This window comes from Chitinophaga sp. ARDCPP14, from assembly GCF_051362515.1.
Taxonomy (GTDB): Bacteria; Bacteroidota; Bacteroidia; order Chitinophagales; family Chitinophagaceae; genus Chitinophaga.
The window spans coordinates 53,666-78,085 of the sequence record NZ_JBKIXB010000005.1 but is presented as its reverse complement, the minus strand read 5'-3'; the positions used below and the strand labels follow the sequence as shown (position 1 = coordinate 78,085).

Annotated in this window: 22 protein-coding genes; 14 read left to right on the top strand and 8 right to left on the bottom strand. The window is 47.3% G+C overall.

Annotated features, from left to right (window positions below):
* The 5 genes from ACLHR0_RS15410 to ACLHR0_RS15390 all read right to left on the bottom strand — a co-directional run bounded on the left by ACLHR0_RS15410 (position 1) and on the right by ACLHR0_RS15390 (position 4,190).
* Complete coding sequence (locus ACLHR0_RS15410) at positions 1 to 678, bottom strand: DUF2625 domain-containing protein (protein ID WP_436487688.1); 678 nt, start codon at positions 676 to 678, stop codon at positions 1 to 3.
* Between the two features lie 68 nt (positions 679 to 746).
* On the bottom strand, positions 747 to 2,456 hold the full coding sequence (locus ACLHR0_RS15405; RefSeq protein ID WP_436487686.1) for a GMC oxidoreductase: 1,710 nt from the start codon (positions 2,454 to 2,456) through the stop codon (positions 747 to 749).
* Between the two features lie 11 nt (positions 2,457 to 2,467).
* On the bottom strand, positions 2,468 to 3,019 hold the full coding sequence (locus tag ACLHR0_RS15400; protein ID WP_370912105.1) for a gluconate 2-dehydrogenase subunit 3 family protein: 552 nt from the start codon (positions 3,017 to 3,019) through the stop codon (positions 2,468 to 2,470).
* A gap of 156 nt (positions 3,020 to 3,175) precedes the next feature.
* The gene (locus ACLHR0_RS15395; RefSeq protein WP_436487683.1) at positions 3,176 to 3,643 is read right to left on the bottom strand and encodes a hypothetical protein; all 468 of its coding nucleotides are present in this window, start codon (positions 3,641 to 3,643) and stop codon (positions 3,176 to 3,178) included.
* 19 nt (positions 3,644 to 3,662) lie between these two features.
* Positions 3,663 to 4,190, bottom strand: coding sequence for a DinB family protein (locus ACLHR0_RS15390; RefSeq protein WP_370912107.1), 528 nt, complete (start codon positions 4,188 to 4,190; stop codon positions 3,663 to 3,665).
* A gap of 88 nt (positions 4,191 to 4,278) precedes the next feature.
* Between ACLHR0_RS15390 and ACLHR0_RS15385 the strand changes: the two genes are divergently transcribed.
* The 3 genes from ACLHR0_RS15385 (at position 4,279) to ACLHR0_RS15375 (ending at position 8,446) form a co-directional block, all read left to right on the top strand.
* Complete coding sequence (locus ACLHR0_RS15385) at positions 4,279 to 5,616, top strand: putative oxidoreductase C-terminal domain-containing protein (protein WP_436487681.1); 1,338 nt, start codon at positions 4,279 to 4,281, stop codon at positions 5,614 to 5,616.
* Positions 5,617 to 5,728: 112 nt separating this feature from the next.
* Positions 5,729 to 6,916 carry a M20 metallopeptidase family protein gene (locus ACLHR0_RS15380; RefSeq protein WP_436487679.1) on the top strand — a complete coding sequence of 396 codons (1,188 nt, stop codon included), beginning with the start codon at positions 5,729 to 5,731 and terminating at the stop codon, positions 6,914 to 6,916.
* 423 nt (positions 6,917 to 7,339) lie between these two features.
* Positions 7,340 to 8,446: a glycosyltransferase family 2 protein gene (locus tag ACLHR0_RS15375; protein WP_436487677.1), complete on the top strand. Its 1,107-nt coding sequence runs from the start codon at positions 7,340 to 7,342 to the stop codon at positions 8,444 to 8,446.
* 31 nt (positions 8,447 to 8,477) lie between these two features.
* Here ACLHR0_RS15375 and ACLHR0_RS15370 read toward each other — a convergent pair whose 3' ends face one another.
* Positions 8,478 to 8,837 carry a DUF1801 domain-containing protein gene (locus ACLHR0_RS15370; RefSeq protein ID WP_370912111.1) on the bottom strand — a complete coding sequence of 120 codons (360 nt, stop codon included), beginning with the start codon at positions 8,835 to 8,837 and terminating at the stop codon, positions 8,478 to 8,480.
* A 91-nt stretch (positions 8,838 to 8,928) separates the two neighbouring features.
* On the opposite strand from ACLHR0_RS15370, the gene ACLHR0_RS15365 reads away from it, so the two are divergent.
* From ACLHR0_RS15365 to ACLHR0_RS15355, 3 genes are all read left to right on the top strand, one after another.
* Positions 8,929 to 9,684, top strand: coding sequence for a type 1 glutamine amidotransferase domain-containing protein (locus ACLHR0_RS15365; RefSeq protein WP_436487675.1), 756 nt, complete (start codon positions 8,929 to 8,931; stop codon positions 9,682 to 9,684).
* Positions 9,685 to 9,753: 69 nt separating this feature from the next.
* On the top strand, positions 9,754 to 10,761 hold the full coding sequence (locus ACLHR0_RS15360) for an LLM class flavin-dependent oxidoreductase (protein ID WP_370912113.1): 1,008 nt from the start codon (positions 9,754 to 9,756) through the stop codon (positions 10,759 to 10,761).
* Between the two features lie 163 nt (positions 10,762 to 10,924).
* The gene (locus ACLHR0_RS15355; RefSeq protein ID WP_429063966.1) at positions 10,925 to 11,995 is read left to right on the top strand and encodes a 3-oxoacyl-ACP synthase III family protein; all 1,071 of its coding nucleotides are present in this window, start codon (positions 10,925 to 10,927) and stop codon (positions 11,993 to 11,995) included.
* Here ACLHR0_RS15355 and ACLHR0_RS15350 read toward each other — a convergent pair whose 3' ends face one another.
* Complete coding sequence (locus ACLHR0_RS15350; protein WP_436487672.1) at positions 11,996 to 13,942, bottom strand: lectin-like domain-containing protein; 1,947 nt, start codon at positions 13,940 to 13,942, stop codon at positions 11,996 to 11,998.
* A gap of 158 nt (positions 13,943 to 14,100) precedes the next feature.
* Between ACLHR0_RS15350 and rluF the strand changes: the two genes are divergently transcribed.
* The 6 genes from rluF to ACLHR0_RS15320 all read left to right on the top strand — a co-directional run bounded on the left by rluF (position 14,101) and on the right by ACLHR0_RS15320 (position 19,558).
* A complete protein-coding gene (gene rluF, locus ACLHR0_RS15345; protein ID WP_370912116.1) occupies positions 14,101 to 14,841 on the top strand; it encodes a 23S rRNA pseudouridine(2604) synthase RluF in 741 nt (246 codons plus the stop codon).
* A 94-nt stretch (positions 14,842 to 14,935) separates the two neighbouring features.
* A complete protein-coding gene (locus ACLHR0_RS15340) occupies positions 14,936 to 15,616 on the top strand; it encodes an Imm19 family immunity protein (RefSeq protein ID WP_436487670.1) in 681 nt (226 codons plus the stop codon).
* Positions 15,617 to 15,628: 12 nt separating this feature from the next.
* Positions 15,629 to 16,732, top strand: a complete 1,104-nt coding sequence (locus ACLHR0_RS15335) for a DUF6688 domain-containing protein (protein WP_436487668.1) — start codon at positions 15,629 to 15,631, stop codon at positions 16,730 to 16,732.
* Between the two features lie 126 nt (positions 16,733 to 16,858).
* Positions 16,859 to 17,800 carry a hypothetical protein gene (locus ACLHR0_RS15330; protein ID WP_436487666.1) on the top strand — a complete coding sequence of 314 codons (942 nt, stop codon included), beginning with the start codon at positions 16,859 to 16,861 and terminating at the stop codon, positions 17,798 to 17,800.
* A 110-nt stretch (positions 17,801 to 17,910) separates the two neighbouring features.
* Positions 17,911 to 18,918 carry an NAD(P)-dependent alcohol dehydrogenase gene (locus tag ACLHR0_RS15325; RefSeq protein WP_436487664.1) on the top strand — a complete coding sequence of 336 codons (1,008 nt, stop codon included), beginning with the start codon at positions 17,911 to 17,913 and terminating at the stop codon, positions 18,916 to 18,918.
* 1 nt (position 18,919) lies between these two features.
* Complete coding sequence (locus ACLHR0_RS15320; protein ID WP_436487663.1) at positions 18,920 to 19,558, top strand: class I SAM-dependent methyltransferase; 639 nt, start codon at positions 18,920 to 18,922, stop codon at positions 19,556 to 19,558.
* A 108-nt stretch (positions 19,559 to 19,666) separates the two neighbouring features.
* On the opposite strand, the gene ACLHR0_RS15315 is transcribed toward ACLHR0_RS15320, so the two are convergent.
* Positions 19,667 to 20,065: a winged helix-turn-helix transcriptional regulator gene (locus ACLHR0_RS15315; RefSeq protein ID WP_436487661.1), complete on the bottom strand. Its 399-nt coding sequence runs from the start codon at positions 20,063 to 20,065 to the stop codon at positions 19,667 to 19,669.
* An 87-nt stretch (positions 20,066 to 20,152) separates the two neighbouring features.
* Here ACLHR0_RS15315 and ACLHR0_RS15310 point away from each other — a divergent pair, with 87 nt between their 5' ends.
* Together ACLHR0_RS15310 and ACLHR0_RS15305 are read left to right on the top strand one after the other, a co-directional pair.
* Positions 20,153 to 21,040, top strand: a complete 888-nt coding sequence (locus tag ACLHR0_RS15310) for an NAD(P)H-binding protein (RefSeq protein ID WP_436487659.1) — start codon at positions 20,153 to 20,155, stop codon at positions 21,038 to 21,040.
* Positions 21,041 to 21,267: 227 nt separating this feature from the next.
* Positions 21,268 to 24,396 (top strand): SusC/RagA family TonB-linked outer membrane protein, encoded by a 3,129-nt coding sequence (locus ACLHR0_RS15305; protein WP_436487657.1) that lies wholly within the window; start codon positions 21,268 to 21,270, stop codon positions 24,394 to 24,396.
* Positions 24,397 to 24,420: the final 24 nt, after the last annotated feature.

The window sequence follows — 24,420 nt, the reverse complement described above, 5'->3', positions numbered from 1 at the left end:
TTAATGCCCGAATTGTTTTTGCAGATCCATTTGCAGGAACCATAGTTCCTCCACCGGCACGGCTTTTTTACTCGCGTTGTCCATGTCTTTTCCTTCTTTTGTAAACAGGAATGGCACAAAGCTGAATGCCTGGTTGCCGTTCAGGGCTGCTATGTCTTCACGCCAGCCTTTCCAGCGGAAGGCTTCATAGAAACCATTAATGTCGCCGGAGCAGCAGAAGGAAATAAAATCGCTGTAACTGATCTCCATATTTTCCCATTCCAATGTATCGGGGGCAAAGTAAAACACGCTGCCAATACCTTCCTGTGCGGCAATGCCACCGGCATTGATGGCGAAGAAGCCGCCTACCACATCATCTGCTATTAATAAAAAGCCCGGTTGCTCACCTGAATGCGTATACGATTTTCCATCATTCCAGGCAGGCAATGTACGATCCAGTTTATTATGACCGGAGCCGAGTACCCGTATCCATCCATGATCTATGAGTAGTCCGCCGGTTTCATAGATGATGGCGCCCATCGGGGAGCGGGTGGTTACCTGGGTTTGATATAAAGCCTGCTCTGCGCGGGCGTTATCTTTAGGGAGAATTTCTATATGGTTGTTGCCATCTTTGATCCATTCCTTTACCAGGTCCCAGCCTGGTTCTTTTGTATTTATCAGTTCATTAACAGGTTTCATTTGCGCAAATTAAATAAAAAAACGCGGGTGCAATGCTGCACCCGGTTTTCAAAAAATATCAAACCTGTTTATATCTCTCCCTTCTTCAGTTGCTGCACGGCATAATCCACTGCTCTCGCCGTCAGCGCCATGTAGGTGAGCGACGGGTTCTGCGTGGAGGTAGAGGTCATGCATGCGCCATCGGTTACAAACACGTTGATACATGCGTGCATCTGGTTCCATTTATTCAGCATGGATGTTTTCGGATCGTTGCCCATACGTACGCCGCCCATTTCGTGAATATCCAGTCCGGGCGCCTGTTTGGAGTCGCCGGTATGTATATTGGTAAAACCTGCTTTGGTAAACATTTCGGTCATCTGTTCAAAGAAATCCTTCAGCATTTTTTCATCATTATCGTCGTAGTCTACGTTGATATTGATTTGCGGGATGCCCCATTCATCTTTCTTTTGGGTGTCCAGCGTAACGGTGCTGATTTCTTTGGGGATGGTTTCGCCCATCATGTGGGAGCCAACGTACCAGGGGCCCGTTTCGCTGTTAAAGAGCTGGTCTTTCAGTGTTTTACCAAAGCCGTTGGTATTGGTATGCGAGCCTCTGCCGGTGGAGAAGCCTGCTGCGTAGCCACGCAGGAAATCTGTTTCCTGTTTGTGTACATTACGGAAGCGGGGTAGGTACGCGCTGGTAGGGCTGCGGCCATCGGTGGTAGAGTCTTTGAATCCGTCGTATTGTCCGCTGATATGACCGCGGTAATTATGAAAGGCGAAATATTTTCCCAGCACGCCGCTATCGTTGCCGAGGCCATTCGGGAAGCGGTGGGAGGTGGAGTTCAGCAGCACCGCGTTGGTATTTACGGCAGCGGCGTTTACGAAAATTACTTTTGCGTAATACTCCATCATTTCTTTGGTGTTGGTATCCACTACCCGTACGCCGGTGGCTTTTCCTTTTTGTTCATCGTAGATGATGGAATGCACTACAGAAAAAGGGCGGAGTGTAAGGTTCCCGGTTTTTTCTGCCCAGGGAATAGTGGAGGAGTTGCTGCTGAAATAGCCGCCAAACGGGCATCCACGCTGGCAAAGATCCCTTTTCTGGCATTGTCCCCTGCCCTGGTCCAGGTGGATCTGCTGTGGTTGCGTTAAGTGGGCGCAACGGGCATAGATCACGTGCCTGTCTTTATAATTATCTTTTACAAAGTCCTTAAAATAATTCTCTACGCAGGAAAGCTCCAGTGGTGGAAGGAATTCTCCATCGGGGAGGTGGGGAAGGCCATCTTTGTTTCCGGAGATGCCTACAAATTTTTCCACGTAGCTATACCAGGGGGCAATGTCTTTGTAGCGGATAGGCCAATCGGTGGCGAAGCCGTCGCGGGCGGGGCCTTCAAAGTCGAAGTCGCTCCAGCGTTGTGTTTGCCGGGCCCACATCAGTGATTTACCGCCTACCTGGTATCCCCTGATCCAGTCGAACGGTTTGGGTTGACCATAAGGATGGTCGGTATCCTTCACAAAGAAATGCATGGCATCTTCTTTATAGGCGTAGCAGCGGCTGATTACGGGGTTGGCGGCCTGAATGGCTTCCGGTACCTGGCCGCGGTGGGGAAATTCCCAGGGGAACTGGCTGGTAGTGGGATAGTCTTTTAAGTGTTTCACATCACGGCCTCTTTCCAGCACCAGTGTTTTTAAACCTTTTTCTGTGAATTCTTTTGCTGCCCATCCGCCGCTGATGCCGGAGCCAATAACAATGGCATCGAACGTACGGTTTTGCAGGCTGGTATTATCTTTACTCATACAATTAATAGTTAGGCAAGCTTCCGGGTAATGGGTTTCAGCGGTACGCAACCGTGGTATCGTGCGGGTACCAGTTCGTAGATATCTACTTTGGTAAGGAAATATTTAGAGCTGGTGTATGCCTCAATGGTAAGACGTTTGGTAGCGCGGTAAAAAAAAGCGGCATCGTCCTTATCATCTTTAGCGGCCTCAAAGGCACTAAGGAGGGACTCGCGTTGTGCCGGCGTGCTTTCCAGGAAGGTATGCCCATTTAATTTCCGGGAGGCCTGTTCAAATGCTTTCATGCCGCTGAGCCATTTCTGCTGGTCTTCCTTTTTATAGCAGTCGTCCATCATAATGAGGGTAAAGAGATGGGCGGACAGTTCTTTGGCGCCTGGCGTGGTGGTGGCGGGAATGATTGTTTCCACGAGTTCGGCCAGCATTTTTTCCTGGTCGCCGTCTACCGAAATGTTCTTTAATGTTAATGATGTTCTGCTGGTATGTTGTAAACAGGCAGGCAATATGGCCATACCGGCTGAAACATACAGCAGCTGCTTGAGCGCAGCTCTTCTTGTCACTGCCATTGATTGGAATTTATTGTAATAAAACGGGAATTGGTCTGCATTATTTTAAATCTTACACGCTGCAAAATCCTTATTTCCGGCGGCTTGGGCTGGAAATAAGGACTCAATATAAAGGAATCCGGGAGTTTTTACAAGGTTTTGTGGCAACCGGTACGGCTAGTTTCTTTTTTTTATGGCGTCGATGACGGCGCCCACGATCACAAAGGCAAAGCTGCTGAACGGAACGGTTACCAAAGCGGCCATCAGGTATTGCGCATCTTTGGAGTTCCATGCTTTCGCATAGGAAAAGATATAGAAGACAAGGGGATGTACAATCATGTACAGGAGTACCATCAGGAGGATGATTTTCCCGCTGACAATAGCCTCGTTGGGAGGGGTGGATGAACGGATGAGTATTAAAGCGGGTATTAATATTAAAAGAAAGATGACCGCCAGTACCAGGATGGTGAGCAATTGAACGTGATGATCTGATACGCCGCCTGCGATACGGGCCACCATTTTTTCCACCGGGTAGCCGGGAAGCACTGCCAGGGCAGGCGCTATTACGGTGGCGACCAGCATCAGTGAGATGGCGGTAAACAAGGCCCCGATCACGAGGCCCTTTCTATTGGGATTTATCTTCATAAATACAGGTTACTGATTTTTATTTCACCCCTTTTTCAGGATTCCAGTTGCCACGCAATTTACGGATATAAATAATCTGGCCAATATGATAGGCGTTGTGTGTGTTGATATTGGCGATGGTAGCGTATTGTGATGCGAGTTTTTTTTCATCGGCCTGCTCAATAGCCGTTTCCCAGGCGGTGAGCACACTGTCGATCCGCTTCACGGAAGCTTCCCATTGCGCCGGTGTTGCGGGGGAAAAGGTTTCGTCGTTATTACCGTTGAAAGCTGACTTTTCTTTCCCTTTGAATTTCTCCAGCAGTTCCAGGTCCCAGAAAATGAGATGGTTTACCAGTTGTGCAATGGAGTGGTTACCGGAGCTGTCTTTCCAATTGGCCTGTTCGGAAGTGAGTCCTTCTACTGCGGTGTTGGCTGTTACAAACCATTGTGCGTGGGCCTTGTCGTGCGTAGTACGCAGCTGGTCCAGCAGGATGGATTTAATGGTAGCCGTTTGACTGTAGCTGAAAAATGAAATTAACAGGAACGGGAGTACGAAAATAATTCTCATAGCGGGTATATTTGGGTGTTAGATATTTGGAGATGTATCAAATATAATGACTTTGTAACGGAAATGCGGAAACGGAAAAAATAACCGGATGAAGCAAAATATTATCTTTATTCATCCATCTAAAATGCAAACGCCTATGCAGCTGATTGCGCTTGACCCTGGTCATTTCCACGCTTCGCTGGTACATCAGCAGATGTACCCGGAAATAGATGACGTGATCCGGGTATATGCACCGGACGGACCGGAAGTAAAACAATACCTGCACCGGATAGCTGCCTTTAATGAGCAGTACAGCCCGGCGGTGCGCTGGCGCACGGAGGTATACGCCGGTAGCGACTATCTGCAGAAGATGCTGCTGTGTGATCCGGGGAGTATTGTGGTGCTGGCAGGTAATAACCGTTTGAAGCCTGCCTATATCAGCCATGCCGTGCGCGCCGGTATGCATGTGCTGGCCGACAAACCTATGGCGATTGATGTGGAGGGTTTCGATTCCCTGCAATCATCATTTGCGATGGCTGCTGCGAACAAGGTGCAGTTGTATGATATCATGACAGAGCGTTACGACATCCATAACGTGTTACAAAGGGAGCTGTTGCAATTACCGGAACTGTTTGGAACACTGCAGGAGGGCAGCTTCGGGGACCCTGCTGTGATCAAAAAAAGCGTACATCACTTTAAGAAGACGGTAGCCGGGAAAACACTGATCCGGCCATCCTGGTATATGGATGTAAAGCAGCAGGGAGAAGGAATTACAGATGTGACCACGCACCTGGTAGACCTGGTGCAGTGGACCTGTTTTCCCGGGCAGGTACTGGATTATAAAAAAGATATTCATATAGATACCGCCATTACGTGGTCCACCGGGATGAGCCTGCCGCAGTACAGCGCCATTACAGGAGAGCAGCAGTTTACGCCTGACCTGGAGGAAATTGCCGATGCCGGCGGCCTGCTGGAGGTGTATGCCAACGGGGCCTTTGATTATACGATACGTGGGGTACATGCGCGTATTTCCGTTCAGTGGGATTATGAAGCGCCTGCAGGTACCGGCGATACCCATTATTCACTGCTGCGTGGCAGCAAGGCCGAGCTGATGATACTGCAGGACAAGGAACAACAGTACAAACCGGTGTTATATATCCATCCGTTATCAGCAGATACCGTGCAAATGAAAACGGCATTCCGCACGCTGGAACAAAAGTATCCCGGCATCGGGTTAAAGGAAAGCGCGTATGGCTGGGAAGTGGTGATACCGGAGGAATTGGTAAAGGGGCATGAACGGTTATTTGCCAAAGTGATGCAGCAATTCCTGGTATACGTGAAATCCGGGCAGATGCCGGCCTGGGAAGTGCAGGGGATGCTGGCGAAATATTATACCACCACACAGGCGCTGTTGGTGGCCAGGCGTTTGCTCGCTTCGACCGGATAAAAAATTGTATACTTGAGGGTTATAAGGGGCGAGACGACGGGCGTATCCGAACCTGACTGATGATTTCGTAAAAACGTTCCTGGCGCAGGAGCGTAATAAAAACTACTGTTACATGCTTAAAGAAAGAATCCGGCAATTAGCCAGCGGACTGCTGGAGGAGGCAACGGCCAACCGTCGCCACCTGCATACGAATCCAGAACTTTCCTACCGGGAGTACCAGACGGCGCTTTTTATTGAGGAGAAGCTCCGCGCCCTGGATATTCCATTTGAAAGGATGGCTGATACCGGGATTGTTGCTTTACTGCAGGGAGGGGCAGGGCCGTCGGACAAGGTGGTGGCCTTGCGGGCGGATATAGACGCCCTGCCCATCATTGAGCTGAATAATGTGCCTTACCGTTCGCAGAACGAGGGGGTGATGCACGCCTGCGGGCATGATGTGCATACTTCTTCCCTGTTGGGCGTGGCGGGTATCCTGAGCCGGATGAAGGACGAGTTTTCCGGTACGGTGAAGTTTATATTCCAGCCGGCGGAAGAGGTAATCCCCGGTGGGGCCAGTTTGATGATCAAGGCAGGGGTACTGGAAAATCCCCGGCCGCATCATATCCTGGGGCAGCATGTGATGCCGGAGCTGCCGGTGGGCAAGGTGGGCTTCCGTTCCGGGCGCTATATGGCCAGCAATGATGAAATTTCCATTACGGTGAAAGGGAAAGGCGGTCATGGTGCGATGCCGCACCTGGGTATTGACCCGGTGGTGATTGCCTGTCATATGGTGATAGCGCTGCAGCAGATTGTGAGCCGCCGTGCCAACCCGTTGCTGCCATCGGTGTTGTCTTTTGGTAAAATGCACGCCAACGGGGCCAGTAATGTGATCCCGGATGAAGTGAAGCTGGAGGGTACTTTCCGGTCGCTGGACGAAACCTGGCGTAGTGCGGCCCATGATAAGATTAAAAAGATGGCCATCTCCATAGCAGAAAGTATGGAAGGCTCCTGTGATATTAAAATAGAAAGAGGATATCCTGTGCTGATCAACGAAGATAAACTGACGGCTGCCAGCAAGGCATACGCCGTTGACTACCTGGGTGAAGCGCAGGTGGAGGACCTGGACATCTGGATGGCGGCAGAGGATTTTGCTTCCTATTCACAGGTGGCGGATGCCTGTTTTTACAGGTTGGGGGTACGCAATGAAAACAGGGGTATTATATCCGGTTTGCATACGGCCACCTTTGATGCCGATGAAAAAGCGCTGGAAACCGGTGCTGGCCTGATGTCTTACCTCGCGCTGAAAACTTTGGGCAACTAATGGAAGCGTTGGGAACACCTTTATTATTTTGTTAACTGCCGGTTAACAACGGCTGATTTGTTGCATTCACGGGCAATAATTATGCGTTCACGAAATAAGGTAGGCAACTAACGACCATGAATATATCTTTGCATTAGGTTTTTCATAGGATATGGTTAAAATATTAAAGGGGAGGTAGTCTTGCCACCCCTTTTTTTTATGCATACAGCGGAAGTTGTCTTTCTCAGGAGTAAAGTGACTAAGCTGATTGCGGGGATTTTATTTTTTTTGTTTGGGAGATAAATTTACTTCGTTTAGCCCTATACGTTATCAGCATAGTAACCTGCGTATTTATAATAATCCTTCAGCGTAAAATAATGGCTGCAAATATATATTTCATTTGCATTATGAAAGCAAATAAAATGTTATTTATCTTCGCGCCCTATGTTGGCATTTTCAAATTCGATTGATATTATCATTCCTTCTTTCCGGTTGGATGAACAGTATCTGCTACCCCTGATCCATTTGCCGAAACCTGGTGGCTGGAAATTCACCTATTATGTGGTGGTAGACAATCCGCAGGTGCAGCCGGGTAAGGAAATACTCCGTTTATCGGGGGAGGGGGCGATTCACCTGTTTATTAACCCGGAGAACCTGGGTGCTGCGGAAAGCCGGAATAAGGGTATCAATGCAGGCAGTGGCGAGTGGATGTTGTTTCTGGATGATGATATTGTGGCGGAGCAGGATTTACTTTTTCAATACGTGAAGGCGATTGAAGGCCACCGGGAGGCGATTGGATTTATTGGGTTAACAGATTTCCCGGCTCCCATGAATACTTTTACCAGGGCGTTGATGGCGGCAGGGTTAACGACTATTTTTACGATTGCCAACAGGAAGGAAGAATTTATGTGGGGCGTAACGGCAAATATGATGTATAACCGTGCCGCCATGCAGGAGTTACGGTTTTCGTCCGTTTTTCCGAAAAGCGGCGGTGGAGAAGATGTGGATCTGCCGGCGCAGATCTGTTTGCGGAATAATGCACGTTTTATTTGTATAAAAGAAGCAAGGGTAACACATCCCTGGTGGAACGACGGGCAGCCGCACTATAAACGCTTTGAGCGTTACGGCGTAGGCACGGCGTTGTTGTTGCCGCGGTTTAAAAAGTTTACCTGGTATGCGTTTCCTAATCCTGTAGAAGGAATGGTGCTGGCATTGCTTTGCGCGCCTTTATTTTTCATGTTTCTCAGCTGGCAGAAATGGCTGATCTTTTTAGCGGCTATTCCGTTAATTGACATGGGTATTAATTATATAAGGGCTGCCGGTATGGGTTACCGGGAATTGAAAGTAGCCTATTACATGACCTTGCTGCGGTGCAGTACAGAGTGGGGCATGTTTAAAACCGTGATAGGGCAGGGGAAGCCCGATTATTTTATGAAGCGTATCAATGTTGATTTTACGCGCCCCCGTCATTTCCGTACCAACCGGTGGCGGATCACCAAGCTGGTCATCTATCTTATATTACTGTCGTTCTTATATTACTGTCGTTATTGATCTTTATAAAATAATTTGTTCCCATCAGCATTTACTTACGGGATTGTTCGTACCAACGAACCATTTTGCCGAGGATATCATTGATCACTTCCATCGGAAGATCTTCTGAGGGGTTGAGCGGGAGGATCTTCATGCGGGCGCGTTTATCCTGTTGCAGCTGGGGATGCGGGATATTTTTACCTTCCACAATGCCGAGATAGGGATGTTTATTTTCTTTCTGGATCCAGAGATAACAGCACATTTTACCATTGTAACAAAAGAAGGGCATGCGGTACTTCCAGGCTTCTGTAATATGGGGATTGTATTGCCGGATATAAGCGCGTAGCGCCAGCAGACAGCCTTTGGCCGGTTCCGGCTGTGATTCATACCAAATGTCGATATCGCGGATCATAATACCCTGAAAGTAGGCAATTGCTAACAGCAGAATGCTTTTTTTGTTATCTTTCTTTTCAAGTTACTGCCTGCACATTAAACATTTTTGAATGAAGAAGGTACTGGTGCCACTACCTGATTATGGTTTCGATCCTACGGAAGCGGCAATACCTTGGTTGTTGCTGACAGCAAAGGGATACGACGTGCAATTTGCCACGCCGGGTGGTTACAGCGGGATGGCGGATCTCCGGGTACTGAGGGGAGAACAGCTGGGTATATGGAAATGGTTGCTGCAGGCGCGTGAGGATGCGGTGATGGCCTATCACCGGATGTCGAACAGTGAATCTTTTTGTACGCCTTTAAAGTATACGCAAATCCGTGCGGAACATTATGACGCCCTTTTGCTGCCCGGCGGGCATGACAAGAAGATGAAGGCGTATATTGAATCTTCCCTGTTACAGGAGGTGGTAGCCCATTTTTTTACGGCGCAGAAGCCGGTGGCGGCTATTTGTCATGGTGTGGTGCTGGCTGCACGAAGCAAAGATCCGCGAACAGGGTTATCCGTTTTACATTCCTATAAAACCACGGCCTTACTGGCCAGCCAGGAGCGCATGGCGTATCATCTTACCCGGTGGTGGTTAAAGGACTATTATCTCACGTATCCGGTTACCGTGCAGGCGGAAGTGACAGCGGCGCTGGGTGATCCGGCGCAGTTCCTTTCCGGTCCCCTGCCTTTGAGCCTGGATGATGCGCGACATCCGGAGCGGGGTTTTACAGTGCGGGACCGGAATTACCTGTCGGCCCGCTGGCCGGGCGATGCGTACCGTTTTTCGGCCGAATTTATCCATATGCTGGAGCATGCTTAACGGGGGGAAGTGCTTACCTAAAGTATATCGCCCCGTTTCCGTGGGCCGCAATGCTGTAAATTTGTACCCATGAATAAGCATGGATTAAGACGGCCGTTGTCGGTTTTGGACCTGGCACCGGTAACAGAAGGAAGTACGCCTGCAGATGCATTCCGGAATAGCCTGCGGCTGGCACAACACGTAGAAAAGTTGGGATATAAGCGTTTCTGGATGGCTGAGCACCACAATATGGTGAGTGTGGCCAGTTCGGCTACGGCTGTATTGCTGGGATATATAGCCGGCGGCACTCATACGATCCGGGTAGGTTCAGGTGGTATTATGCTGCCTAATCATGCGCCGCTGGTAGTGGCCGAGCAGTTTGGCACTCTGGCCTCCCTGTATCCCGACCGGATAGACCTGGGGCTTGGAAGGGCGCCGGGTACCGACCAGGTTACAGCGCGGGCATTGCGCCGCGACCGGCTTGGGGCTGGTCATGATTTCCCTGAGCAGGTACAGGAATTACAACAGTATTTATCGTTCGACAACCATACCAGTGCCGTGAGGGCGATACCTGGCGAGGGCCTTGATATCCCGATCTGGATACTGGGTTCCAGCACCGACAGCGCTTACCTGGCTGCCGCAATGGGTTTGCCCTATGCGTTTGCCAGTCATTTTGCACCCGCACAGCTACATGCAGCATTAAAAATATACCGGCAGCAATTTAAGCCTTCTGAATTTTTATCGGCTCCTTATACGATGGCGTGTGTGAATGTGATAGCCGCGGATACGGATGCAGAAGCCAACCGGCTGGCCACTTCGTTTTACCAGTTGTTCCTGGGAATTATCCGTGGTAAGCTGCGGAGGCTTGGACCGCCAATAGACAGTATGGAAGGGGTGTGGACGGAATATGAGGCGGCGCATGCACAGCAGATGCTGAGTTGTTCTTTTATTGGCAGTGCTGCTACTGTGCAAACAGGCCTGCAGCGTTTTCTTGAAGAGACGCAGGTAGATGAGCTGATGGCTACCGCTCACATTTACGACCAGGACACACGGCTTCGGTCGTACGAATTATTGAAGGGAATAGCTGATAATTTATAAGTTAAGTAATGAACAAAAATAATAATGGCGCTGTTTTTGACAGCGCCATTTGTGTTTACAGGCTGGTGAAGGCCGGAAGGGTGTATGCAGGGCAGCTTTTTATTGTATCTTTATGTAATGGGTTGTCAGGTGGCAACTTAAAAAACGATCTATGGTTCAAACAATGCGAACAGTTATAACCGGTACTGGTAGCTTTATTCCTGCCAACAAAAAACTAAATAACGATTTTTTGCAACAGGAATTCTACAGTGACCGGCAGGAGAGAATCCCTTCTGAGGCGGCAGACATTATCCGCAAATTTGAGGAGGTTACGGGGATTTCTGAACGCAGGTATGCAGATGTAGATATGAACGCCACGGAGATGGCGGTAGCAGCGGCAACAGCGGCTATTAAAGATGCGGGAGTGGACCCGGAAACGCTGGATCAGATTATCCTGGCGCATAATTTCGGAAACGTTTTAACAGGCACTATTCAGTCGGATGCGGTGCCATCACTGGCTTCCAGGGTGAAGCAGGCATTGGGCATCCGTAATCCTTCCTGTATACCTTACGATATTTTGTTTGGTTGTCCGGGCTGGATCCAGGGTTTAATCCAGGCGGATGCATTCTTTAAAGCGGGGCTGGCGAAGAGGTGCCTGGTGATAGGTACTGAAACCCTGAGCAGGGTGATTGACCGCTACGACCGTGACAGCATGATTTTCAGCGATGGTGCGGGAGCGGTGATTGTAGAGGCTTTCAAAGATACGGAGGGCACGGCGGGGATTATTAGTGCGAGTGCACAGTCGTACGCGATGGACGAGCTCAATTATATTTATATGGGCAAGTCGTACGCACCGGAAGCGGATAACAGTGTCCGTTATATCAAGATGCTGGGCCGCAAAGTATATGAGTTTGCGCTGAAGCATGTACCGGAAGCGATGAAGGCCTGTTTGGATGCGGGTGGCGTAAACATTGCAGATGTAAAAAAGATCTTTATACACCAGGCCAATGAGAAGATGGATATTGCCATCATCAAAGCTTTCTACTTATTATACGGTATTAAAGACATACCGGTGGACATTATGCCTATGAATATCCACGAGTTGGGCAACAGTTCTGTAGCCACGGTTCCTACGTTATTTGACATGGTACGTAAGGGGCATATTGCCAACCAGGCGGTACATGCCGGCGAGGTGATCCTGTTTGCTTCTGTGGGAGCGGGCATGAACATCAATGCGATTTGTTACCGGGTGTAGTTATCGTATAAGCGTTACCGTACCTTTTCTGCTGAAACGGCGGCCGGTGTAATCCACGCCCTGCACCATCCATATATAGGTGGCTGCGGGGGCGGGGCGCCCCTGCCAGTTGCCGTCCCATCCACCCGGCAGATCGGCGCTGCGGAATATCTCCTGGCCCCAGCGGTTCCATATACAGAAGAAATCCAGTTTGGGTACGCCCGCGGCGATGACGCGGAAAATATCGTTGCGCCCGTCGTTGTTGGGCGTAAATGCGTTAGGTACATAGAATTCCGGTCCTTCATAAACTTTTACATTCACTTCATCCTGATCCGTGCATCCTTCCGGGGAGGTGAGGGTGAGACGATAGGTCTGATCTTTTTGCAGTATGGCAACGGGATTGGGTATATAGGGGTCATTGAGGCCGGTGGTGGGCGACCAGGCGTAGCGGATACGCGGATTGAGCCATTCAGCCTGTAGTTGCAGGGGCTGGCCGCTGGCTACGATAGTATCTTTCCCCGCCTGTGCGAATACGGAAGTAACCCTGACAGGCACTTCCACTTCAGGAGAGACGCAGCCATCCCTGCTGATGGCGTATAGCCGTAAGGGATAGTAGCCCGTATCTGCAAAGCGGAAGGTGCCTTGTTGTTGTTGCAGGGTGTTACCATTGCCGAGATCCCAGTGCCACTGACTGATAGGTGTAGCCGGCGTGAGGTTAACGCCTTCAAGACTGGTGGGAACACCGAGGCATACGTCTTCGCCTCTGCCGCTTACCTGCGGAGTGTTGCTGACGAGGACAGATTTAGTAGCGCTGCTGCCGCAGCCCTGCGCCGAGGTGACCGAAAGTTGTATCTGGCGGGTACCGGGCGTAGTGTAGGGAGCCGTTGGCTGCTGACCGGCGGAGGTAGTGCCATCGCCCCAGTTCCATTCCCATTTTTGGAGTGATCCTACGGTAATGGTCGTACGATCTTCCATCTGCATTTTGGCATTGAGACAAAGGGGATCGGGGCCGAAGTCCACTACCGGGTACGCACCTACGGTGAAGGGGGCTTTTAAAGTATCAGACCGGCAGCCGCTGTTATCTTCAATCACCAGTTTTACTTCGTAGTGACCGGCCGCAGGATAAACGTGAGCAGGCGGCAGAGGCGCGGTCGAAAGGGTTCCATCTCCCAAATCCCACCACCAACGGGTGACGGACCCGAAAGAACTGGAATTATCCCTGAACTGGATGGGAGTGCCATCGCAGAAGATCTGTTGGGGATTGAAATTAAATTCCGGGCGGAGGGCGGCGCAAAATTCCTGTTTATTGCTGCTGCCGCCGGTAGATCCGGCAAAGCCCCAGAACACGCTGGGATCTCCGCTGAAAATATCATTTACAATGTCTTTGTCGAGTGTAAGGCGCAGCTCATCATCCACGCTTATTTCCATGTGTTGCGCCACCGCGTCCCACCGGATGCGGAAAAGGTGCCAGTTACAATCTTCAATATTATCGCTGTTAGCCAGTACGGTTACCGGTGCGGTTAGATTGCCGGTGGGATCGTTGTGATCTGTGATGCCGTTCATTTGTATGGCAATATGATCATAAGGAGGGTCATTTTCATCCGTGTTCTGCCAGGTATCAATGATGATCCCAAGTGAGGGTGAAATGCCTTTAAAACCAATGCCCTGGCCGGTAGCGCCGAGATTAGTGCCTTTGGTTTGCAGGATGAAGCCAATGCCATCTGCACCGGTTGCATCTTTACAACCCAGGTTTACATCAAATACATAATTAAACGACTGATTCAGGTTGATCTTATTTTTATTCCATACGGTGCCGCTGGTGGCTTGCTGGTCCGGTGTGAGCACATAGCAGTTGCAGGTGCGCTGGGTAGCTGCGCCATTGAGTATGTATGGCAATGGCGTTTGACCCGTAACCGGGGAACTTTTAAGAAGCAGGAAACCGGTGATCAGGCATAGTATTCTTTTCATGTCAGGAAGCCGGGCAGCGGGACAGATTGCCGGTAACAAGTTACATTCTTAGCGATTAACATCAAAGCAGAATTATTGGGCCGTATTGGATTTGCCGTGGTCAAAAGTCAGCCGCCAGGGGTGCATAGTTTGCCCGGTTTTAAGTAATTTGCGCTGATATGGATATAAGCGTTAACAAATACATCAGTGAAACGGGCTTTTGCAGTCGCCGCGAAGCTGATAAATATATTGAACAAGGGCGTGTGACGATCAACGACAACATCGCCTCCAAAGGCAATCGCGTTAAGGATGGCGACGTGGTAGAAGTAGACGGTGAGCCGCTCAAAAAGAAGAAGGCCACCGTGTACATTGCCCTCAACAAGCCCAAAGGGATTACCTGTACCACTGACCTCAAGGATAAAACCAATATCATCGACTACGTGAACTTCCCCTCCCGCATATTCCCGATCGGGCGGCTGGATAAACGTTCTGAAGGACTGATATTCCTCACCAACGACGGCGATATCGTAAATAAAATCCTGAGAGCCGGCAACCAGCATGAGAAAGAATATATCGTTACCGTTGACAAACCCATAGACATTGAGTTCCTCAAAAATATGCGTAACGGCGTGCGCATCCTTGGTGTGATGACGCAGAAATGCTTTGTGCAACAGGAAGGCGCCAACCGTTTCCGGATCATTTTAACGCAAGGGCTTAACCGGCAGATACGCCGCATGTGCGAAGCATTGGGATATGATGTAGTGGCGCTGAAGCGGACGCGGATTATGAATATGACGCTGAAAGACCTGGCACAGGGCAGCTGGCGGTATTTTACGAAGGAGGAAGTGAATAACCTGAATGCACTGGTAGCGAATAGTAAGAAGACTGCAGGGAATGATGCAGATGGGATGGATGAGTGATGCTATTGTTCTCACCTATTGTGTAACATCACAAAATCAGCATGCGAAGGCGTGCCATTTGACTATCAGACTGACCCGTAAAAACAATTGAAGCATGGAGTTGACGTTATCAAACAGGGATTTTTGTATTTATCTGCTTACACAATTTCCATTTGCTGTTGATGAGGAAAAGGAAATGATGTTGTCTGATTATATAATGGAACATCCCGGAATGCCGTCAGAGGATTGGATAGAAGAGTTAAGCGGCAAGACAGGCAAAGACGGACAGGAAACCGAACCCTGGAATGGTTATACGTACGTACATCAGATCAATCCCCAGGTGACCTTCTATGCAGAATTTCATCCTTACAACACGGTTTATTTTTTTAATGACATCTACCTGGGCAATACCGGTGGCCATTTTCACCTTTCGTTGTTAAGCTGGCAGGAGTTCAAACAAATTGTAGCTAAAGATAAATATGAGCGTTCTCCGCTGTTTTTACTCCTGCTTCCGCTTACCATCGGGCGTAACAGGGAAACGTCAGAAATCGAGCATGCTATCCTGGAGGAGTTGAGAAATACATCACTGGCGTTTACGGAAGAACAACTGCAGGAGGTCGTGAAGTTCATCTGCAGGCATGTGGTTTTTAAAGAAGAAGAAAAGAATATATTGACGCACAGGGAGGGAATCGGATTGGTAACTAACCGGAACCATTCGGAAAGAAATCATCAGCATACAGACGAAGAACTGGTAAGTATAAACGAAATTATCAGATTGGCAACAGGTAAAAATTAATCGAAATAATACATGATTATTGTTTGTGTACTCCTCTTTTTTTTAGGACTAACCGGTATCACCATATTTACTTTGAAAAGGATCAAACCAGCCATTACTGTTCCGGAGGTCATCCTGGCGAACGTTTATGTCTTTTCCCTGATATCGCTGTTCATCGGTTTCCTGATCCACAGTAACGAATATTATACCGCCATAGACCCGGTTGATGATCAATGTTATATTCCGCTGGGCGGGAAGCACATCATCACCCTGACCTTTTACTTTATTGCCTTCAATATTTCTTTGTTGCTGTTGTGGTTGAAAGGCAATAAATTGCCACCACTGGCCAAAGTGCTGTCGCTGGGTTTCCTGGTAACAGGTATCGTGATCAATTTGCTGATTTTATGGCAGGTATCGAAACATAATACGGCCAGCATCGATATGTATGACAAATCCGGACATGTTTATCTTTTTGTATTTGCACCGGCAGTGGCGATATTGATTGCCGTCCTGCTTATACTTCAGGTAGTGAGAACGCACATGGCTACGGCCAATGAACGTGTTTATTCCAATAAGTTCCTGAACAAATTGAATATTTTCCTTGGGAAAAAAAGCAATTTAACATTGTGGTCTATTATCCTGATACTTCCGTTATTGCTGGTTATTACAGCGGTGCTTACTTTGTTTGGCCAGGATACCGATTCATTGATCAAAGCTTTCACAGAAACCACCACCTGGCGGCTTTCCCAGCAGATGCATCCGCCGGTGTTGGACCATAAGGGGCATTATCTGTGTACAGTTGCAGTATCCGGAGATCCAAAAATCGTGAAGCCCCTCCGGTTGGGTAACAGGAATGGAAGAACGATTATCGTGAACCGGCAGTTGCTGATCGCAAATGCCTTTGAGGAAATGGTGCAGGATTTTTCTCCGGGGTTACACCGGGTGATACGGCGTAACTATGATAAGTACGGATATAATTTATCCAGGAAAATCAATAACGAGCAGATGGCCAATTTAACTTACCGGCTAATGAAACCTTTGGAATGGATCTTTCTGATTTGTTTATATCTTTTATGTCAGCAACCAGAACAACGGATTAACAGGCAGTACAATGGTTCAGTATCGCCAGGAAATTGAAAAACAAAAAACAGGAAGATGAAACCAGCGGAGAAATACCAGAAGAATAGGAATATCATTATAGCGATCACCCTCTTTTTGATGAACTTAAGTTGTCAATCTCAGAACAGCCCAACATACTGGGAAATGACTAAGATCTACCGGGAAGACAAAACTCCTTTTACAGGGATGACGGTTGAAGGTATGCAGGAAGTGCTTGATTATAATTTCCACTTCATCAGAAAAGGTGATAGCCTGTATTTTGAGCTGCCTTCCACATTTAAGATAGACATCCGGAGTTTTAAACAGCTTTCGCAACTCCATATCGCTGACAGGGAGTATTATGAAATGTATGATCATGCTTTCAGCGATGATGTTTTCCAGATTAAATTCAGGGATAATGCGACTATCTCCAACGCCAAAAACACCATCATGGAGTTTTCCCGGATATCGAAAGAAGAATTTGAAGAGGATATCAATAAGGAGATTGCCCGACAAAAAGAAGTGAAGGCGAAAATCAATACGCTGAAAAATCAATTAAGCACAGCCCCACAGATTATCTTGCATCAGGTTGAAAAATTACCGGTCAAAAACCAGGTTATACAGGACGACAAAGGAAATCCTATCACTTTAGAGATCCCGCGCGGGATTGAACTCAAAGTATCCGGACATGTTAAAACCCAGCAGTTCGGGCCTATCAAAATCGGCACATTTACGACGAACGCTAAAATATACGACCTGGTACATCCCCAAAAGAATTATGGACTAAAGCAACTCACTATCTGGCTCTCTACAGACCCTGCAGATTTCGACCTGGCGGGCTATAAACTGGAAAGCCCCGACAGGGTTATATTCAAAGAAGATGCAAACAGTGTAACCGGGTATGAGCTTGACTATGATCCTAAAGACGGGAAAGCTATCATCCGCTCTGTTTTCTGTCTCAAATACAAAAAAGTGGGCCAGACCCATGTTTTTATTTATGCGGATGTATACCGGTCGCAATTCAGCGGTAATTTCGACCGTATGGCGGAGATGAACGAAATATTGAATTTTAATTACCAGCTTTCCGAGAACATCACCATTAAATAGCTTTATTCCCCCGAAAATCTTCCAAAAAATAGTCGTAACTTCTTTTCACGGACCCGGACCGCGAAGAGATACTGAGGGTCCAAAACCTATAAAAACTCATCGGGCTATTTATGAAAATCAAAGCATATGGAATTAAAGGGAAAGGTGGAAAACCGGAACCATTTTTTTATGAAAGAAATGTTGGTGACAATGAGGTGAGCGTCAAAATTATTTATTGTGCTATTGCAAGAGGAGATATCCAGTTCATAAGTGATGATTGGGGCGATACGAAATTCCCACTTGTTCCTGGGCATGAAATTGTGGGAATTGTAGCAGCAACCGGGGCAAATGTAGCTACATTGAAAGTTGGAGATCGCGTTGGGATCGGTTATCAGCAGGAAGCTTGTTTTGACTGTGAGTATTGCAAAGCAGGGAAAGAACAATTTTGTGAGCGGCAAAAAGTAATTGGTGTGCATTGCTATGGTGGTTTGGCGGAGCATATTGTTGTTGATAACAGGTTCGCATATAAACTTCCGCCGGCACTTCACTCGGTGAATTCAGTTCCATTGCTATCATCTGGCCTTGCTGTATATACAGGAATTACAAGAGCGCAGTTGCCAGCCAATTCTACCGTTGGTGTATTGGGCGCTGGTGGTCTTGGTTACCTGGCTATCCAGTTTTTAAATAAAATGGGACACCAGGTGTATGTATTTTCTCATTCTCCTGAAAAAAAGGAGATGATTAATCAGTTGGGAGCGGAGTTTATACTAAGCTCAAACGCCAATAATCTTACAACGATCGGGAAGAAATTTGATTTTATTATCTCGACACTAAATGTACAATATGATCTGAATGATTTTTTGAAGATCCTTACGCCACAGGGGAAGTTTTGCGTGGTAGCCGCGCCTTTGGAAAAGCAACCCGTTAACCTTGGCTTGCTATACGATTATGCTCAGCGAACTATTTTTGGAAATTATGTAGGTAGTTGCAAGGACATGACAGACATGTTTGATTTCGCAATAAAGCATAACATTGAGAGCGCGGTGGAGGTTATGCCGTTCTCTGAAATGAACGAAGCGATAGAAAAGGTTAGAGCAGGAAAAGGCAACATTCAGTTAGTATTGAAAAACGACGAATAAGATGAATTCACAGGAAAAAGTACTGCACTGTTACGACCAGGTAGCCGGCGACTATGCGGCGCAGCGCTGGGACGAACTGACTCACAAGCATTTTGACCGGTTGCTATTGAAGGAATTTGCAGCTGTTAACAAAGATAAAGGACCCTGTGCAGACTTTGGCTGTGGACCCGGGCAAACAACAAAATTTCTGTACGACAACGGCATGCACGACGTCACCGGCATTGACTTGTCGCCGGCGATGATTAGTACTGCCCGGGAGCTTTCTCCCCATATTAAATATGAAACAGGAGACTTATTGGATATCGCTTATCCCTCAGGATTTCTGGCAAGTGCCGTTGCATTTTATGCGATAGTACATTTTAATAATGACCAGGTAAGGAAGTGTTTCGACGAAATAAACAGGGTATTGAAAACGGGAGGAGATTTTTTATTTTCCTTTCACGCAGGAGAGGAGATTGTCCATTTTGACAAAGCGCATGATAAAGAAATTGATGTTGATTTGTTCTTCTTTAAATCAGATGATATCATTGCATTACTTCATGAGACGGGTTTTAATATCATTGATGCCATAGAGAGGCGCCCGTATGATGAGGTGGAATATGCAAGCAGGCGGGCTTATATCTGGGCGCAGAAAAAATAATGTTAGAAAGTATTTTGGAACAGTGGTCGTGCTTATTTCGAATAATTCCTGATCTAATTAAAGTATCAACATGTCTTCAAGACGAATTGAATTAGCTATTACTTCCTCTCACTCCGGCGGAAAGTCCGCCATTTGCTTTGAAAACTGACCCGATAGTTCCCCTCCCTGGCTAACAGCCCATTCTGCCATTGCATAGAGCACCGGTCTTAATGCCCTGCCTGACGCCGACAGTTCGTAGGTAACATACGGTGGTACAACGGGTCTTGGCTCCCGCAAGATTAACCCGTCATTTTCCAATTGTTTAAGGTGCTGTATCAGCACCTTTTCTGTAACTGCCGGTATTGATCTTTTCAGCTCGCTGTAGCGCTTTTTTCCCGGCAGAAGACTGAACAGGATGATGGGCTTCCAATATCCGCCAATCTTTTCCATTACAAAGGTTACCGGGCAAGCGACAAACGCATTGCTCTTGTTTTCCTGGATGACCGATGTTTCTTTTATTGCTGTCATATTATTTGATACTTACCATTGGGTAAGTACTTGTATAAAGGTAAGTACAAGTTTAGTTTTGTACAAGAATTTTAAAACAAATAAAAAATGAAAGCAACAGTAACAGGTTCCCTGGGAAATATCAGTCGTGTTCTCATAGAAAGATTGGTGGCAAGTGGTCACGAAATAAAAGTGATAAGCTCAGATTCCAGGAAGGCAAAGGAAATAGAAAAGCTGGGCGCCGTACCATTGACCGGCTCTTTAACGGATGCGGAATTTGTTTCCCGGTCGTTCGAAGACGCGGATGCGGTATATACCATGGTGCCCCCTGATTTTTCCGTCCCGGACTATTATGAATTTGCGGACCAGATACACCAGAATTATGTCCGGGCTATTGAACAGCACAATATCCGGTATGCGGTCAACCTGAGCAGCATTGGTGTTGCGGTGGCGGGCATTGCTCCGTTATCAAGGTACTACAACCTGGAACAACGGCTTAATGGCATTCCCGGGCTGAACGTTGTTCATTTACGCCCCGCCATGTTCTATACCAATTTTTATGGTGGTTTAGGGCCCGCAAAACACCAGGGCATTATCGGGCACAATGTGGGCGGAATGGTTGATCTGCTCATGACACATCCGGCAGATATTGCAGATGCAGCCTTCACGTTCTTACATTCACTTTCTTTTTCCGGTCAGCAGATCGAATATGTTATCAGCGATATAAGAAATGGCAACGGCATAGCTGAAATGTTAGGCAGCGCGATTGACAAGCCGTTAAATTGGGTGGAGTTTCCCGATGATGCCTTGTTGGCGGGCCTGCTTCAGAACGGGTTTTCACAGGATGCTGCTGAAAATCTTATCGTGAACGCGGGAAAGGCCATCAGGGAAGGATTGTTCGACGAATTTAAGAAAGATCAGTACGGAGTATCGGGAAGCCGGAAATTTCCCGGTTTTGCTAAAGAGTTTGCAATGGCGTATCAGTTTGCCGGTTAAAGTTTACAAGTGGAAAGGTCTTGATAGACCTTTCCACTTTACCGGCCAGTTGAGTTTTGTTTATTGACATAACAAGTAATTGTCCTCCTGCAAAAATAACATTTGTAATGGTCAAATTAAGCGTTGTACATGGCAAGGGATAGTAAGATCTTTAGGTAGACTAGAGATGTCATCAACCGAACAATGAATTGCTATTCCACAAATTTGTCACCTGTACAATTTTTTTTATGAACCAAACCAAGTCGTTACTATGGGCGATTGCGTTGCTGTGCCTGATACTGCAATCCACGCATATTTATTCCCAAAGCAAGATTAGCGTTAAAGGCGTTGTCACTGACTCTACGGGCACGCCGCTCCCCGGCGCAACTATCAGCCAGGAGGGGAACCTGAGGAACGGAACAGTGTCCGGTCCGGAGGGTCGCTTTGAAATAAACACACCTCCCGGCAGCCGTCTGAAAATTACGATGACGGGATTTCGTACTGCCTTTGCAGTTGCCGGTACTTCCCAGTTGAACATCATACTACAGCCCGTTGCCACGGAACTGACAGATGTAGTGGTGGTAGGGTATGGCACACAGAAACGTGCTAAAATGACTTCTGCTGTTTCCTCCATAAGCGCGAAGGATATACAGCTCATTCCTGCAACCAATTTATCAAATGTATTGGCAGGACGTATGTCGGGTACCTTTATCAGTTCACCCACGGGTACACCTGGTATTGGCTCCAATGTTAAAGTGAGGGCCCGCTCTTCCTTTAGTAACAGTGCCGTTGAACCGTTATATGTAATTGATGGTGTAGTGCGGGATAAAACCAGTTTCGATGCGCTGGATCCCAATGAAGTGGCGGATATCACCATTTTGAAAGATGCTTCTTCTGCAGCTATTTACGGTTCCCGCTCTTCTAACGGCGCTATCCTGGTAACAACAAAAACAGGAAAGAGTGGTACGGCAGTTATAAATTTCAACGCCACCTATAACACGCAACGGGTAGGTAAACTGCCGGAATATATGCCGGTTAAAGATGGATTGAATTTAAGCAAAGCCGTGAACGGAGGTTTAAGCGATGAGGAAATTAACTGGGTGCTTCAAAATAACCCTAACGGCGATAACTATTACAAAGACGCTTATACCAATCCTTCCAGCCAACGTTATGCATTAAGTGTTTCAGGCGGTAATGAAAAGCTGAGAGCCTACATTGGAGGTTCTTATATTAAAGAAGATGGATTCCTGCCACAGGTATCCTACAAGAAATACAATCTCCGTGGAAACGTGCAGGCCAACCTCGTAAAAAATCTTACACTCGGTTTAAACCTGGGAACAAGTTATGGTACCCGCAACCGTTTCAACTTTACCTATGATTATGGTTCCGATGACCTGAATAATCTTTGGGGCAAGCTGCTGTACTGGGATGTATTTGCAACGCCTTATATAGATGGTAAACCAAATAACCCCGGTTGGCTGGGAAATCCTATAGAGATGATGAGAAACGGGGGCTACTGGCGTAACAACAACCAGCAAATAGATGCGTTGGTGACTGCCGAGTACAAAATACCCACGGTAGAAGGACTGAGCATAAAAGGTACCTACAGCAAAAACTTCGACAACAGCTATATAAAAACCTTTGCCAAAAAACAAACACTGTACAATTTTAAGAAAACAGGTCCCAATGGTTTGATTTATACGAATGAATTGGTGGGTACTACTTTAAGTGGCGATCCCGGCACCCAGTATTTAGGCAATGAATATAATAAATCCAATACTTACCAGCTAAATGCACAGGTTAATTACGACCGTACATTTGGAAAACATACGATTGGCGCACTGGCTGTTTACGAGCAATACGAGGGCTACTCGAATTATTTCAGCATGTACCGGTATAATTTTCCGCTCGTTGCCACAGATCAGTTTTTATATACCAGCGCCAACAACGCCGATTGGTCAACAAGTGGTAACGAAGGTCAGATTGGAAGGCTATCCTATATCGGAAGGGTTAATTACGACTATGATGCCAAATACCTTTTCAGCGCATCTGTACGGAGAGACGGTTCTACCAACTTTGCACCGGATAAGCGCTGGGGATGGTTTCCATCGGTGTCCGGAGGTTGGGTGATTTCAAAGGAAGGATTTTTCCAGGCATCAACACTTGGCCATGCAGTTGATTTCTTAAAGTTAAGAGCATCTTACGCTACCACCGGTAATGATATCCTGGATAAGGATGATCCAAACAGCAGATGGAGATGGATGGAGCAATATATTATACAAGGAGGCACCTATTTCCTTGGCGCTTCCGGTACCCCGGCATCACGCCTGGCATATGGCGGATTACCTAACAGCAACTTAACCTGGGAAAAATCAAATTCCGCAGGCTTCGGTGTAGATGCAACGGTATTCAGAAATGTACGCTTCAGCTTCGATTACTGGAAACGTCAATCCTATGATATATTAGGCAGCCGGATCCTGGCTATTCCTTACGAGTTTGGCGCATCATTGCCTCCTGAGAATTATGGAAAAGTTAGTTCCCATGGTATTGAAGTAGAGCTTGGCTTCAGCAATAACATCGGCAAAAACTTCAGCTACAATGTAAAAGGGGTGTTCACCTATGCTACCAACAAGGCTATAAAAAGAGATGTGGCAGCCAATACGCAGGACTATGCTAACCCCATCGGGAAAACGCTGGCGTATAGCTATGGTTACAAGGCATTGGGTGTAATACGCACACAGGAGGATTTGAATAAGCTGCCAAGCGGTTATACCATTAATGGAGTAGCCCCAGCCTTGGGAGATATGCTGCTGGCCGATTTGAGTGGCCCGGATGGAAAACCGGATAATAAGGTAGATAGCTACGACCAAATGGTGCTGGGCAATTATTTTGGAGCCGACAATGCCCCCATGGCCTACGGATTGAATCTTTCACTGTCGTATAAGGGATTTACGGTAGAAGCATTATTTTCCGGCCTCACAGGATATAAAATAAGTTACAATGACGCCTGGGGCAGGAATTTCGGCGGTGGCGGAAAAGTGCCACAATACCACGCTGATTCCTGGAGCACCGAAAATCCTAATGGTTCTACTCCCAAAATGTACCCATGGGGAGATCCTCATTCTGCCGGTTATACATGGACCTCCACATTCAACGTATATAATGGCGGCTTTTTACGGATGAAATACCTGAACATCAACTATAAATTGCCTGATATCGTATTGAATAAATTAGCGATTAAAGATACCAGGATTTTCCTGGCAGGATCAAACCTGTTTAATATCAGCAAATTTAAATTGTATGATCCTGAAGTGTCTCAATTCATGAGTTATCCAACTATGAGAACTTTTACCGCAGGAATTGATATAAGGTTGTAGAAAAGCATGTTCAAATTAAAAAAC

What these genes read in the sequence shown, in the direction of transcription:
- ACLHR0_RS15410 (WP_436487688.1), bottom strand. Translation starts at nt 678, where the DNA reads ATGAAACCTGTTAATGAACTGATAAATACAAAAGAACCAGGCTGGGAC.
- ACLHR0_RS15405 (WP_436487686.1), bottom strand. Translation starts at nt 2,456, where the DNA reads ATGAGTAAAGATAATACCAGCCTGCAAAACCGTACGTTCGATGCCATT.
- ACLHR0_RS15400 (WP_370912105.1), bottom strand. Translation starts at nt 3,019, where the DNA reads ATGGCAGTGACAAGAAGAGCTGCGCTCAAGCAGCTGCTGTATGTTTCA.
- ACLHR0_RS15395 (WP_436487683.1), bottom strand. Translation starts at nt 3,643, where the DNA reads ATGAAGATAAATCCCAATAGAAAGGGCCTCGTGATCGGGGCCTTGTTT.
- ACLHR0_RS15390 (WP_370912107.1), bottom strand. Translation starts at nt 4,190, where the DNA reads ATGAGAATTATTTTCGTACTCCCGTTCCTGTTAATTTCATTTTTCAGC.
- ACLHR0_RS15385 (WP_436487681.1), top strand. Translation starts at nt 4,279, where the DNA reads ATGAAGCAAAATATTATCTTTATTCATCCATCTAAAATGCAAACGCCT.
- ACLHR0_RS15380 (WP_436487679.1), top strand. Translation starts at nt 5,729, where the DNA reads ATGCTTAAAGAAAGAATCCGGCAATTAGCCAGCGGACTGCTGGAGGAG.
- ACLHR0_RS15375 (WP_436487677.1), top strand. Translation starts at nt 7,340, where the DNA reads ATGTTGGCATTTTCAAATTCGATTGATATTATCATTCCTTCTTTCCGG.
- ACLHR0_RS15370 (WP_370912111.1), bottom strand. Translation starts at nt 8,837, where the DNA reads ATGATCCGCGATATCGACATTTGGTATGAATCACAGCCGGAACCGGCC.
- ACLHR0_RS15365 (WP_436487675.1), top strand. Translation starts at nt 8,929, where the DNA reads ATGAAGAAGGTACTGGTGCCACTACCTGATTATGGTTTCGATCCTACG.
- ACLHR0_RS15360 (WP_370912113.1), top strand. Translation starts at nt 9,754, where the DNA reads ATGAATAAGCATGGATTAAGACGGCCGTTGTCGGTTTTGGACCTGGCA.
- ACLHR0_RS15355 (WP_429063966.1), top strand. Translation starts at nt 10,925, where the DNA reads ATGCGAACAGTTATAACCGGTACTGGTAGCTTTATTCCTGCCAACAAA.
- ACLHR0_RS15350 (WP_436487672.1), bottom strand. Translation starts at nt 13,942, where the DNA reads ATGAAAAGAATACTATGCCTGATCACCGGTTTCCTGCTTCTTAAAAGT.
- rluF (WP_370912116.1), top strand. Translation starts at nt 14,101, where the DNA reads ATGGATATAAGCGTTAACAAATACATCAGTGAAACGGGCTTTTGCAGT.
- ACLHR0_RS15340 (WP_436487670.1), top strand. Translation starts at nt 14,936, where the DNA reads ATGGAGTTGACGTTATCAAACAGGGATTTTTGTATTTATCTGCTTACA.
- ACLHR0_RS15335 (WP_436487668.1), top strand. Translation starts at nt 15,629, where the DNA reads ATGATTATTGTTTGTGTACTCCTCTTTTTTTTAGGACTAACCGGTATC.
- ACLHR0_RS15330 (WP_436487666.1), top strand. Translation starts at nt 16,859, where the DNA reads ATGACTAAGATCTACCGGGAAGACAAAACTCCTTTTACAGGGATGACG.
- ACLHR0_RS15325 (WP_436487664.1), top strand. Translation starts at nt 17,911, where the DNA reads ATGAAAATCAAAGCATATGGAATTAAAGGGAAAGGTGGAAAACCGGAA.
- ACLHR0_RS15320 (WP_436487663.1), top strand. Translation starts at nt 18,920, where the DNA reads ATGAATTCACAGGAAAAAGTACTGCACTGTTACGACCAGGTAGCCGGC.
- ACLHR0_RS15315 (WP_436487661.1), bottom strand. Translation starts at nt 20,065, where the DNA reads ATGACAGCAATAAAAGAAACATCGGTCATCCAGGAAAACAAGAGCAAT.
- ACLHR0_RS15310 (WP_436487659.1), top strand. Translation starts at nt 20,153, where the DNA reads ATGAAAGCAACAGTAACAGGTTCCCTGGGAAATATCAGTCGTGTTCTC.
- ACLHR0_RS15305 (WP_436487657.1), top strand. Translation starts at nt 21,268, where the DNA reads ATGAACCAAACCAAGTCGTTACTATGGGCGATTGCGTTGCTGTGCCTG.